10 protein-coding genes are annotated in these 12,244 nt (G+C 75.7%); 6 read left to right on the forward strand and 4 right to left on the reverse strand.

The window, feature by feature from the left end:
• Positions 1-13: 13 nt before the first annotated feature.
• From GGQ69_RS08070 to GGQ69_RS08090, 5 genes are read left to right on the forward strand one after another with little or no spacing between them, the layout of a single operon-like run.
• Positions 14-739 carry a DUF4129 domain-containing protein gene (locus tag GGQ69_RS08070; protein WP_183526873.1) on the forward strand — a complete coding sequence of 242 codons (726 nt, stop codon included), beginning with the start codon at positions 14-16 and terminating at the stop codon, positions 737-739.
• Complete coding sequence (locus tag GGQ69_RS08075; protein ID WP_183526881.1) at positions 736-2,061, forward strand: DUF4350 domain-containing protein; 1,326 nt, start codon at positions 736-738, stop codon at positions 2,059-2,061. The genes GGQ69_RS08070 and GGQ69_RS08075 overlap by 4 nt, the downstream gene beginning before the upstream one ends.
• Complete coding sequence (locus tag GGQ69_RS08080) at positions 2,058-3,095, forward strand: MoxR family ATPase (RefSeq protein ID WP_183526883.1); 1,038 nt, start codon at positions 2,058-2,060, stop codon at positions 3,093-3,095. The genes GGQ69_RS08075 and GGQ69_RS08080 overlap by 4 nt, the downstream gene beginning before the upstream one ends.
• A gap of 12 nt (positions 3,096-3,107) precedes the next feature.
• Complete coding sequence (locus GGQ69_RS08085) at positions 3,108-4,418, forward strand: DUF58 domain-containing protein (protein WP_183526885.1); 1,311 nt, start codon at positions 3,108-3,110, stop codon at positions 4,416-4,418.
• A gap of 36 nt (positions 4,419-4,454) precedes the next feature.
• Complete coding sequence (locus GGQ69_RS08090; protein WP_183526887.1) at positions 4,455-6,839, forward strand: glycoside hydrolase family 65 protein; 2,385 nt, start codon at positions 4,455-4,457, stop codon at positions 6,837-6,839.
• 1 nt (position 6,840) lies between these two features.
• On the opposite strand, the gene GGQ69_RS08095 is transcribed toward GGQ69_RS08090, so the two are convergent.
• Genes GGQ69_RS08095 through GGQ69_RS08110 form a run of 4 tightly spaced genes read right to left on the reverse strand, consistent with a single transcriptional unit; the run spans position 6,841 to position 10,892 of the window.
• Positions 6,841-8,016 (reverse strand): hypothetical protein, encoded by a 1,176-nt coding sequence (locus GGQ69_RS08095; protein WP_183526889.1) that lies wholly within the window; start codon positions 8,014-8,016, stop codon positions 6,841-6,843.
• A gap of 12 nt (positions 8,017-8,028) precedes the next feature.
• Complete coding sequence (locus tag GGQ69_RS08100) at positions 8,029-8,400, reverse strand: chorismate mutase (protein ID WP_010144493.1); 372 nt, start codon at positions 8,398-8,400, stop codon at positions 8,029-8,031.
• Positions 8,401-8,446: 46 nt separating this feature from the next.
• The gene (mnmA, locus tag GGQ69_RS08105; RefSeq protein WP_183526891.1) at positions 8,447-9,568 is read right to left on the reverse strand and encodes a tRNA 2-thiouridine(34) synthase MnmA; all 1,122 of its coding nucleotides are present in this window, start codon (positions 9,566-9,568) and stop codon (positions 8,447-8,449) included.
• A gap of 49 nt (positions 9,569-9,617) precedes the next feature.
• Complete coding sequence (locus tag GGQ69_RS08110) at positions 9,618-10,892, reverse strand: cysteine desulfurase family protein (RefSeq protein ID WP_183526893.1); 1,275 nt, start codon at positions 10,890-10,892, stop codon at positions 9,618-9,620.
• A gap of 267 nt (positions 10,893-11,159) precedes the next feature.
• Between GGQ69_RS08110 and GGQ69_RS16715 the strand changes: the two genes are divergently transcribed.
• Positions 11,160-12,155 carry a DnaJ domain-containing protein gene (locus tag GGQ69_RS16715; protein ID WP_183526895.1) on the forward strand — a complete coding sequence of 332 codons (996 nt, stop codon included), beginning with the start codon at positions 11,160-11,162 and terminating at the stop codon, positions 12,153-12,155.
• The last annotated feature ends 89 nt before the right edge of the window (positions 12,156-12,244 follow it).

The following is a 12,244-nucleotide window of genomic DNA, read 5'->3' on the forward strand; positions in this document are numbered from 1 at the left end:
GGCCCCGCTCACCATGCCGCCGGTCCCGACGGTGCTGGCCGTGTCCTCCCCCGCCGTTCGGGACGGCTGGCCGCCGGACCGGGACGCGGCCCGACGGCTCCTGCAGGAGGAACTGGCCGGCCGCGAGTACGCCGAGGCCGCGCCCAACCCGGTCCTGGACTGGCTGGCAGAGGTGTCCGCCGGCGTCCTGGAGTGGCTCGACTCCCTCGGCGGTGGCGTCCCGGCGCTGCCCGGCTGGGGGCTGCTGGTGATCGTCGTCGGGGTCGCCGTGCTCGTCCTGGTCCTGGTGCGGCCCCGGGCCAACGCCTCCTCACGGGCCCGACGGGCCGCCGTGGTGCTGGCCGAGCACTCCTCGACCCCCGCGGACCACCGGCGTGCCGCGGCCGCCGCGCTGGCCGCCGGGGACCAGGACGCGGCGCTCGTCTCCTGGTTCCGGGCCCTGGTCCGCCAGGCCGAGGTGCGCACCGTGCTGGACGCCCGTCCGGGCCGGACGGCCACCGAGGCCGCCCACGCACTTGCCGCGGCCTTCCCCGCCGAGCGCGACGCCCTGCACGGTGCCGCCGCCGTGTTCGACACCGTGGTCTACGGTGAGCGCTCCGCCACCGCCGCCCAGGCCGAGTCCGTCCGCCGGCTCGACGCACGACTGGAGTCCGCCCCCACCACCCACGCCGCCCCCACCACCCGCACCGTGCCGTCCCTCACCGGACGGGGCTCGCCCGCCCCGGGGGGACCGCGATGAGGATTCCCCCCGCCCGTCCGGCGGCAGCGCTCCACACCGCTCCCGCCGTCCCGGACACCGGGCAGGCGGTCCGCCGCTGGTGGCGTGCCGCCTGGATCTGGTTCGTCCTGGCCGCCCTGCTCGTGCTCGTCGCGCTGCCCTCGATCCTGCGCCAGGATCCCGGTAGCCGTCCCCTCGGCACGGACTCCGCACGGCAGGAGGGCGGCAGGGCCGTCACGCGCGTCCTGGACCAGCACGGGATCGCGGTCCACCCGGCCGCCTCACTGCCGGAGGCCCTGGCCCTGGCCGCAGACCACCCCGGTGCCCCCGTGCTGTTCCACGACCCCGCCGGACACCTGCCCGCCGAGGGGCTGGAACAGTTCGCCGAGGCGGTCGGCCCCGAGCGGCGGGTGCTGGTCGAACCGGGGCTGACCGTCCTGCAGGGCCTGGCTCCCGAGGTCAGCCAGGGTGGTGTCGTCCCCGAGGGCACCCCGCTGCCTGCCGGCCCGCAGTGCCGCTGGCCCGCGGCCCGCGAGGCCCGGTCCGTGTCCGCGGGGGGACGGTCCTACCGCACCGGCCCGTCCGGCCAGCGGTGCTTCCCGGTCCCCGGCACCGGTGCGGGGCCGTCCGGGGCCGCGCACGCCGTGGTGACCACCGCCGAGGGCACCGTGGTCCTGGGGCACCGGGACATGGTGGCCAACGCCGGCGCCGCGGACGAGGGCCACGCCGTGCTGTCCCTGTGGACCCTGGGCCGGGACACGGACGTCATCTGGTACCTGCCCTCCCTGGCGGACGTCCCGGTGGACGGCGGACCTCCCACCCTGGACCGGTTGCTTCCCGACTGGGTCCGCCCCGCGGGGCTGTGGCTGGTCCTCTGCCTGTTCGTGCTGCTGTTGTGGCAGGGACGGCGGCACGGCCCGCTGGCGGTGGAGCCGCTGCCGGTGATCGTGCCGGCCTCGGAGACGGCCGTGGGCCGGGCCCGCCTGTACGAGCGGTCCGGCCAGTACGCGGCGGCGGCCCGTGCCCTGCGCTCGGCCACGCTCGTGCGGCTGGCCTCGGCCCTGCGCCTCGGCCCCGCGGCCCCGGTCGAGGCGGTGGTGGCGGCGGCGTCCCGGGCGAGCGGCCTGGACGCCGGCCGGGTCGGCTCCGCCCTGGACGTGGACGACGTCGGCTCCGGCCGGGACCTGGTGGCCGCGGCCGCCGCCCTGCAGGACCTCGAGGACCAGGTCCACCGGAGCCTGCAGGCCACGGGCACGGCGCGGGGCAGGACCTCCCCCGCCACAGACACCGCCACAGACACCGCCGCCGACACACCATCCGACGCCGACCCGAGGACACCATGAGCATCCCCCACCCCGATCCGCAGCCGGCCCCGCCGGCCGACCCGTTCCGCCCGGACCACCGGGACTCGCCGGACCGGCCGGACGACGCCGAGCTGCGCGAGAGCCTCGACCGGGTCCGGCAGGAGGTCTCGCGCGCCGTCGTCGGGCAGCAGCCGGCCGTCACCGGACTGCTGATCGGGTTGCTCTGCCACGGTCACGTGCTGCTGGAGGGAGTGCCCGGGGTGGCCAAGACCCTGCTGGTGCGGGCGCTGTCCGCCGCCCTGTCCCTGGAGACCCATCGCGTGCAGTTCACCCCTGACCTCATGCCGGGTGACGTGACCGGCTCCCTGGTCTATGACACCCGGTCCGGGGAGTTCGAGTTCCGCCGCGGGCCGGTGTTCACGAACCTGCTGCTGGCGGACGAGATCAACCGCACCCCGCCCAAGACACAGGCCGCCCTGCTGGAGGCGATGGCGGAGCGGCAGGTCTCCGTGGACGGCGTCTCCCGCGTGCTCCCGGACCCGTTCATGGTGGCCGCGACCCAGAACCCGGTGGAGTACGAGGGCACGTATCCGCTGCCGGAGGCCCAGTTGGACCGGTTCCTGCTCAAGGTGACCATGGAGCTGCCCGGGCGCGAGGACGAGGTGGAGATCCTGCGCCGCCATGCCGAGGGCTTCGACGCCTCCGACCTCGCCGGCGCCGGGATCCGCGCCGTGGCCGGCGCCGGCACCGTCCGGGCAGCCCGCCGCGCCGTGGCCCGGGTCCAGTCCGGCCCCGGGGTGATCGGCTACGTCACGGACCTGGCCCGGGCCACCCGCGTCTCGCCGTCGTTCCAGCTGGGCGTCTCACCGCGCGGGTCCACCGCCCTGCTGCACGCCGCGACGGCGTGGGCGTGGCTCAACGGCCGGGACTTCACCACCCCGGACGACGTCCAGGCGATGACCCTGCCATGCCTGCGGCACCGCGTCTCCCTGCGCCCGGAGGCGGAGCTGGACGGCGTCTCGGCCGACCAGGTGCTCTCCGGCCTGCTGGCCACCGTCCCCGTGCCCCGCTGAGGCACCGCTGCCATGGTGCTCTCCGGCCGTCTCCTCGCGCTGGCCCTCGCGCTGCTCCTCCCCGTGGTGCTGCGGCCCGGGATGGACACCGTGGGCTGGTGCCTGCTCGCCCTGGTGCTGGTGGCCGGGACGGACCTGGTGCTCGCCGCCTCCCCGCGGGGGGTGCTGATCACCCGTGACCTGCCCGCCTCCACCCGCCTGGACGCACCGGTGCAGAACGCCCTGCTCATCACCCAGACCGGCGGGCGCAGGCTGCGCGGCTCCGTGCGCGATGCCTGGCAGCCCTCCGCGGGCCAGCTCGCGGCGTCCGGTCGCGCGGACGCGGCGGTGGACCTGGACGTGCCCGCCGGGGAACGACGCCGGGTGGTCACCACCCTGGCCCCGCGGCGCCGGGGCACGCTGCGCAGCGCCTCGGTGACGGTCCGGTCCTGGGGGCCGCTGGGCGTGGCGGCCCGTCAGGTGACCCACCCGGTGCCCGGGCAGATCTCCGTCCTGCCCCCGTTCCGGTCCCGGCGCCACCTGCCCTCCCGGCTGGCCCGCCTGCGCGAGATGGACGGCCGTGCCGCCGTCCAGACCCGGGGCGGGGGCACGGAGTTCGACTCCCTGCGGGACTACGTCCGCGGGGACGACGTCCGCTCGATCGACTGGCGGGCCACCGCCCGCCGGCGGGACGTGGTGGTCCGGACGTGGCGGCCGGAGCGGGACCGGCGGGTGGTGATCGTGCTGGACACCTCACGCACCTCGGCCGCGCGCGTGGATGACGAGCCCAAGCTGGACACCGGCATCGAGGCCTCCCTGCTGCTGGCGGCCCTGGCCTCGGCCGGCGGTGACCGGGTCGAGCTGGTGGCCGTGGACCGCCGGGTGCGTGCGCGCGTGTCCTCGACCGAGAAGGGCAGCCTGCTGCACCGCATGGTCACCGCCCTGGCCCCGGTGCAGCCCACGCTGCTCGCCGCCGACTGGTCGCGGGTGCCGGTGGAGGTGGCCGCCGTCGCCCGGCAGCGCTCACTCGTGGTGCTACTGACGGACCTGGACACCGCCACCCTGCAGGAAGGACTGCTGCCCGTGCTGCCGGCCCTGACCGCACGCCACCAGGTGGTCATCGCCTCCGTCGCCGATCCGGGACTGTCCGCGCTGGCCCGGGACCGGCATGACGTCGAGACGGCGTTCCGCGCGGCGGCCGCCGAGCGCGCGGTGCTGGAGCGACGGGCCGCGGCCCGGGAACTGAACCTGCTCGGCGTCGAGGTGGTGGACGAGCCACCCCACCGGCTCCCTCCCGCCCTGGCCGACGCCTACCTGCGGCTCAAGGCCGCGGGGAGGCTCTGAGCCGTCCGGCCTGCGGTCATCCCGTACGGTGAGTCCATGGCGAGTCCCTCCTTCACGATCGGCCCCTGGCGGGTCCTTGAGACCGGCCTGGACCTGGAGGCCCTGGGCGTGGCCGAATCCGTCTTCGCCCTGGGCAACGGCCACATCGGCCTGCGCGGCGCGCTGGAGGAGACACAGCCGAGCGTCTCCCGCGGCACCTTCCTGTCCGGGGTCCACGAGCACCATCCGCTGGCCTATCCGGAGGGCGGCTATGGGGCCCCCGAGCGCGGGGAGGCCATCATCGGGGTGGCCGACGGTGCCGCGATCCGCGTCCAGGTGGACGGGGCGGCCCTCGACGTGCGCGAGACCCCGCCGGAGGACCACGAACGGGTCCTGGACCTGCGGGCCGGCACCCTGGAGCGCCGGACGGAGTGGACCACCCCCGGCGGGCGGCGGATGCGGTTGCGCTCCACCCGGCTGGTCTCGCTGGCCCACCGCTGCGTGACGGCCACGCGCTGGCGGCTCGAGGCGGTCGACGGCCCCGCCCGGGTGATCGTGACCTCCGACCTGGTGGTCAACGGGATCCCGCCGCAGGTCGACAACCCCGATCCCAGGGTGGGTGAGGTGCTCGCACGGCCCTTCGAGGCGCTGGCCGACGGCCGGCACCGGACGGGGGGCCACCTCGTGCACCGCACCCGCAGCAGCCGGATCAGGGTCGCCGCGGCCGTGGACCATGCCGTGCGGCTGCCCGGCACGGCTGCCGTGCCGGAGAGCGCGGTGTCCACGGACGGCGACGAGGACCGGGTGACCACCACGATCGTGGCCGAGCTGGCGGCCGGGGAGACCCTGGAGCTGGTCAAGGTCACCGCGCACGCCTGGTCCGGCCGGGATCCCGGCGCGGACCAGCTCGACCTGGCCCGGGCCGCGCTCGCCGAGGCGGTGGACCGAGGGTGGCCGGGGCTGGTCTCGGACCAGCGCGAGGTGCTGGACGCGTACTGGGCGGACGCCGACATCGAGGTCGACGGCGATCCCGAGTTGCAGGACGCCCTGCGGTTCGCCCTGTTCCAGGTGCTCCAGGCCGCGGCCGGCGTCCACGACGCGCCGATCGGGGCCAAGGGGCTGACCGGTTCCGGGTACAGCGGGCACACGTTCTGGGACATCGACGGATTCCTGATGCCGGTCCTGACGCTGCTGCGGCCCCGGGACGCGGCCCGGTTGCTGCGGTGGCGCGCGTCCGGACTGGACCGGGCCCGCGAGCGCGCCCGCGTGCTGGACCTTCCCGGTGCCGCGTTCCCCTGGCGCACCATCAGCGGCCGGGAGACCTCGGCCTACTGGCCGGCGTCCACAGCGGCCATGCACCTCAACGCGGACATCTCCCGCTCCTTCCGGTTCTGGGCCGATTCCACCGGCAGGCCCCTGACGGAGATCGGGGGCGTGGACGTGCTGGTCGAGACCGCCCGGTTGTGGACGGGCCTGGCCCACCACGACCACGGCGGTGCGGCCCACCTGCTGGGACTGACCGGTCCGGACGAGTACACCGGCGTGGTGGACGACAACGTGTTCACCGTCCTGATGGCCCGGTGGAACCTGTGCGCCGCGGCCGGTGCCTGCGCCGCGCACGCGCAGGACGCCCGGCGGCTCGGCGTGACCGATGACGAGCCGCGACGCTGGCTCGCGCTGGCCGCGGCCCTGCACGTGCCCTACGACGCCGCGCTCGGCGTGCACCCGGCCAACGAGGGGTTCACGACCTACCGGGAGTGGGACTTCGAGGAGGACCCCGGAACGGAACCGCTCCAGGAGCACACCCACTACCTGACCCTCTACCGGCACCAGGTGGTCAAGCAGGCGGACCTCGTCCAGGCCCTGTGGTGGTGCCCCGAGGAGTTCACCGCCGAGCAGGCCGCCCGCAACGTGGACTACTACGAGCGGCGGACCGTGCGGGACTCCTCCCTGTCCGCGGCGGTGCAGTCCGTGGCCTGTGCCCGGGTGGGCCACCTGGACCTGGCGGTGGCGTACCTGCGTGAGGCCGCGCTCGTGGACCTGCGCGACCTGCAGGACGACACCCACCAGGGGCTGCACCTGGCCTCCCTGGCCGGGGCGTGGCTGGCGCTGGTGTCCGGGCTCGGGGGCCTGCACGTGGACGGCGACGAGTTGCGGCTCGCCCCGCGCCTGCCGGCGCGACTGGGCCGGTTGTGCTTCCGGTTCCGTTTCCGGGGCCGGCGGCTGCGGGTCGAGGTCACCCCGGAGGGCACCACCCTCACCCTGCAGGGCGCTGGTCATGATGACGCCGGCCCCTCCGCCGACGCCGGCCCGCTGCCGGTGATCGTCGACGGGGCCGAGGTCACCGTGGCACCGGGCCGCCCGGTCACCGTACCCCTGACGGTGGACGAGCCCCTGCTTCCCGTGCCGGTCCAGCCGCCGGGCCGGGGGCCGAGGGCCTGAGTCAGAGACCGCCGTCCTGGCGGATGCGGTCCAGTTGCTCCGCGGCGGCCACGGTGGCCGCCAGGGCCCGGTTCGCGGCGTGCCGGGTGCCGGCGGACAGGTCGGGGGCGCCGAGCACCACGAGCGACAGGTGCTCCGGGTCCAGCCCCATCCGTGCCCACGTCCGGGCGATGCCCACGGCGGTGTCCCGGTAGGGGCGGTCGGCCCCGGCCGGGCCGGGTGCGGGGGCCGGCGACGGGTCACCCGGCGGCGGCAGCCGGAGCGTCACGGTCCGGCCGGCCTCGACCCAGCCGGCGATGACCTCCCAGCGGGCCGGGTCCGCCCCGGCACCCTCCAGGGGTGCCAGCGGCAGGACCAGCCCCCTGCCGGCGTCGTCCCCGGAGCCCTCACGGTCCTGCGCCCCCGACGGTCCGGGCGGGTCCTCCGGCACGTCCGGACCGGCCGGCGGCGGGACCACGGGCAGCGCCTCGGAGGCCAGCAGGGCCAGGTCGGGCCAGTCCCACTGCTCACCGGCACCCGAGCGGCCCGGCGCGTGCACGATACCCGTCGCACCGCCGTCGAGCGCCGCCTCGGCCACCAGCGTCCAGCCCTGCCGGACCTCGGAGCGGGGAATGGAGCGCACGGTCCGGTACCCGCTCGCGGTGGGCAGCGCCCCGGAGAGCACGGCCGCGGCGTGGGGCTCGTCCACGAGTACCGTCAGCCGGGCCGCCCCGGTCGCGGCGCGCACGGAGCGGACCCAGTCCGCCAGGCCCGAGGCCAGGGACTGGGCCACGTCGCGCCGGGCCCCGGAGTCGGACAGGGAGCGCTCGCCCCCGGGCAGCCACAGGCTGGCGGCCAGCGACAGGGGCCCGGTCACGCGCAGCACGAGATCCTCCACCGTGAGCCCGGCATCGCCGGCCACGTCCGTGAAGGCGTTGACGTCGGAGCGGAGCGCGGAGGCGGCCCTCCGGTGGTCCATCCCGGGCTCGGGGACCAGTCGCCAGCCGTGCGGCTGCAGGTCGACCGCCAGGCCGTCCAGCAGGACGGCGGCGCGGCCCACCGGGTCCGAACCGGGTCCCCGGCCGGGCAGTTCCGGCAGCACGGGCCGGTGCGGGTGGCCCAGGGCGTTGAGGATGTCCCGGGCAGCGGCCACGGGATCTGCTCCGGGCCAGGCACCGGTCAGGGAGGCACGGGTCATGCGCGGGCTCTCTCAGTCCTGCTGGTCGGCGATGGCCCGGTGATGCTGGATCACCTCGGAGACGATGAAGTTCAGGAACTTCTCCGCGAAGGCGGGGTCCAGGTCCGCGTCCTCGGCCAGCCGGCGCAGGCGGTCGATCTGGGCGGCCTCGCGTCCGGGGTCCGAGGGCGGCAGCCGGTGCTCGGCCTTCAGCCGGCCCACCCGCTGGGTGCACTTGAACCGCTCGGCCAGCAGGTAGACCAGCGTCGCGTCGAAGTTGTCGATGCTGCCGCGGATCTCGAACAGCTCCTGCAGCACCGCCGGGTCGGCCGTCCCCTCCAACGAGGTGGCATGGGGGTCGAAGTCGGTGTCCGGGCGGGGTCCGGTGGCGGGCTCGGTGGTCATGGGTTCCAGCCTACGGTGACGGTCCCGTGGCCCCGGGATCGTTGCGTCACGCGGCCCGCGCCGCGTTCACGGCGGTGTCGATCGTCGCCTGGCCCAGCACCCGGGTGCCCTGGTAGAGCACCGCGGTCTGGCCCGGTGCCACGCCCCGCAGCGGCTCGTCGAGCTCCAGGACCCAGCGGACGGCGTCGTCCTGGCGGTGCACGCGCGCCCGGGCCGGGACGGGATCGCCGTGGGCGCGGACCTGCAGGTGACAGCCGAACCAGTCCCCCGTGGCGTCCTCGGGCAGCGGTGCGCCGGCCCAGGACGGGCGGATCCCGGTGACGCGGTCCACGGCCAGCATCTCCTTCGAGCCGACCACCACGGTGTTGTCCCTGGGCCGGACCTCGAGCACGAACCGGGGCCGGCCGTCGGGGGCCGGCCGGCCGATGTTCAGGCCCTTGCGCTGGCCCACCGTGAAGGCGTGCGCGCCGGGGTGGGAGCCCAGGCGGTTGCCCTCGGTGTCCAGGATGTCGCCCTCGGTCATCTCGATCCGCTCGGCCAGCCAGCCGCGGGTGTCCCCGTCCGGGATGAAGCAGATGTCGTGGGAGTCCGGCTTGGCGGCCACGGAGAGACCCCGTTCGGCCGCCTCGGCCCGGACGAGGTCCTTGGAGGGGGTGTCGGCCAGCGGGAACATCGAGTGCTCCAGCTGCTCGGCGGTCAGCACGCCCAGCACGTAGGACTGGTCCTTGGCCCAGTCCGCGGCGCGGTGCAGTTCCAGGGTGCCGGTCTCCGTCCGGACGACCTTGGCGTAGTGCCCGGTGCACACCGCGTCGAAGCCCAGGGCGAGGGCCTTCTCCAGCAGGGCGGCGAACTTGATCCGCTCGTTGCAGCGCATGCAGGGATTGGGCGTGCGGCCGGCGGCGTACTCGGCCACGAAGTCGTCCACCACGTCCTCCTTGAACCTCTCGGAGAAGTCCCAGGTGTAGAACGGGATGCCCAGCCTCTCGCAGGCGCGCCAGGCGTCCCGGGAGTCCTCGATCGTGCAGCAGCCCCGGGAGCCGGTGCGCAGGGTCCCGGGCATCCGGGACAGTGCCAGGTGCACCCCGACGACCTCGTGCCCGGCGTCCACGGCGCGGGCGGCGGCGACGGCGGAGTCGACTCCTCCGCTCATGGCGGCGAGGACCTTCATACGGTGGGTTCCCTTCGGTACGTGGCGGCGGGGGCGAGACCCCCGGCTCTCAGCGGTGGCTGTTGGCGGTGCGGATGCCGGAACCGTGCCCGGCCATCCCGGCCTTGAGCGCGGCGGCATGGACGCCCGGCAGGACGTCCAGCACCCTCTCAACGTCCCCGGCGGTCGATGTATGCCCGAGGCTGAACCGCTGGACGGCCCGCGCCAGGTCCTCGTCCACGCCCAGGGCGATCAGCACGTGGGAGGGCCGGGGCACCCCGGCCGAGCAGGCCGAACCGGTGGAGGCCTCGACGCCGGCCATGTCCAGGCCGAACAGGATCGAGTCCCCCTCGCAGCCCGGGAAGGTGAAGTGCGCGTTGCCCGGCAGCCGGCGGGTGCCGGCCGGCAGCCGCTCCCCCGTGGCCGGATCCCGGTCCTCGGCACCGGTGAGCCGGGCCTCGGGAAGACGCTCGCGGACGCCGTCGATCAGCCGGTCCCGCAGCGCACCGACGCGCTCGCGTTCGACCGGCAGGTTCTGGGTGGCCTCGGTGGCGGCGGCGGCGAAGGCCTCGATGAGGGCCACGGGGATGGTGCCGGAACGGATGTCCCGTTCCTGGCCGCCGCCGTGCTGGACGGGGGTGAGCGTGGCGTCCCGGCGCACCAGCAGGGCTCCGATCCCCACGGGGGCGCCGATCTTGTGCCCCGTGACGGCCATGGTCGTGGCCCCCGAGGACGGGAAGTCGAGCGGGACGGCCCCGAAGGCCTGCACCGCGTCCGTGTGGAAGGGCACGCCGTGTTCCGCGGCGCAGGCGGCGGCCTCGGCGATCGGCTGGATGGTGCCGATCTCGTTGTTGGCCCACATCAGGGTGGCCACCGCGATGGTCTCCGGGTCCCGGGCGATCGTGGCCCGCCAGGCGTCCATCTCGACCGTCCCGTCCGGGCCGACCGGGACGACGTCCAGGTGCGCCCCCTCATGGGACTGGAGCCACTCGGCCGTGTCCAGGATGGCGGAGTGCTCGATGCCGGTCAGCACGATGCGGTGGCAGGCCGGCCGCCCGGCCCGGCGGGCGGCGTCCCGCCGGGCCCAGTACAGGCCCTTGAGGGCGAGGTTGTCCGACTCAGTGCCCCCGGACGTGAAGACGACCTCGCTGGGGTGGGCACCCAGCGCGCTCGCGAGCGCGTCCCGGGCGGTCTCGACCCGCAGCTTGGCCCCGCGGCCGGAGGAATGCAGGGAGGACTGGTTGCCCAGGGACAGCGAACTGGCCGTGAACGCCTCCAGGGCGACGGGACGGACCGCCGTGGTGGCGGCATGGTCCAGGTACGTCCGGCCGGTGGTGGGGGTCATCCCTCCAGTGTACGAGCGGCCGGTGACGGTGCTCAGGGGGCCGCCGCGGCCCGCGGCCGGACCAGCCGGCCGGCCTCGTCCGGACCGGCTGACGGGACCACGTCCCCCCGCTGCCCGCGCGAGGTCCGGTCACGACGCCGTGCTCCCCCGATCCCCCTGGCGACCTGCCAGAATGGGCGGAGGCCATCCCGTCCCACCGCCCCGATCCCCCGAGGAGCCCGCCGCCATGTCCCAGGTCGAGCCACAGTCCCGGCGCGGGGTCGGCGGATGAGGCCGGAGGACCTCTCCGGCAGGTCGGCCTACGAGGTCCTGGGCGTGGCCTTCGACGCGGACACGGCCACCCTCAAGGCGGCCTGGCGCCGCGCCGCCCGCCGCACCCATCCCGACTACGGCGGGGACGCCGCCGAGTTCCGCCGGGTCAGCCTGGCCTGGCAGCTCATCGGCGACCCGGACTCCCGGCGTGACTACGACCGCGCCTTCAGTGCTCCCGGCCGGGCGGGCGCGGCCGGGACCGCCGGGCCGGGGTCGACGAGCGGGCGCCGGACGACGCCGGGCCCCTCCTTCACCGCCTCCGCGGGCCGTGCCCGTGGCGGGCGGGCCCACGCCGGCGACGGTCCCGGCAGCGCCCGCGGCACCGTGGACTACGACCCGCCGCTGGGCGAGGACACCGTGCTGGACATGATCCGCAGCTCCCAGCAGGTGCACGGCGCGCCCCGCAAGCGCGGCATCCTGCCCGCCGGGAACCGGCTGGTGCGCGAGGCCCGCACCATCCGCACCCTGCAGGCCCAGGTGCTCGGCTCGCTGCCGGCGGCCCGGCTCGTCACCGGGCTGAACCTGAAGTTCGGCCGGATCAGTTCCGGCGCCATCGACCACGTCGTGCTGTGCGGGGACCGGCTGGCCGTGATCGGGTCCCTCCAGGTCCCGGACGGGGTGTACCGGTGGGACGGGGCGGAGTTGCTGCTCGGGGACCGCCGGGTCTCCCCGCCCTCGCTGGCCCCGGCCATGGTGGCCCTGCAGCGGGCCTTCCCCGACTGCACCGTGGGTGGCTTCATCCTGGTGCTCGGGCCGGAGGACAACCCGCACGCCCCCATCATCCAGCTGGACCGCACCCGGTCCCTGGACACCGACGCCGGTTTCCTCACCGATCCGCCCGCCAACGCGCTGCAGTTCGGCCGCGACCTGAAGATGTTCCTCGGCACCGGCCCGGCGGCGCGCCGCGTGGACCGCCGGGTCCTGGCCCGGCTGCTCGGCGCGATGTACTGAGACGCACTGACTAGCATGGTCCGGTGCCCACTGACTCCGCTCCCGGTCCCGACCCCGATCACGCCCCCGCGCCCGACGGCGCCGCGGTC

The sequence above is a fragment of the Micrococcus sp. TA1 genome (assembly GCF_014199555.1).
In the GTDB taxonomy this organism is placed as follows: domain Bacteria; phylum Actinomycetota; class Actinomycetes; order Actinomycetales; family Micrococcaceae; genus Citricoccus.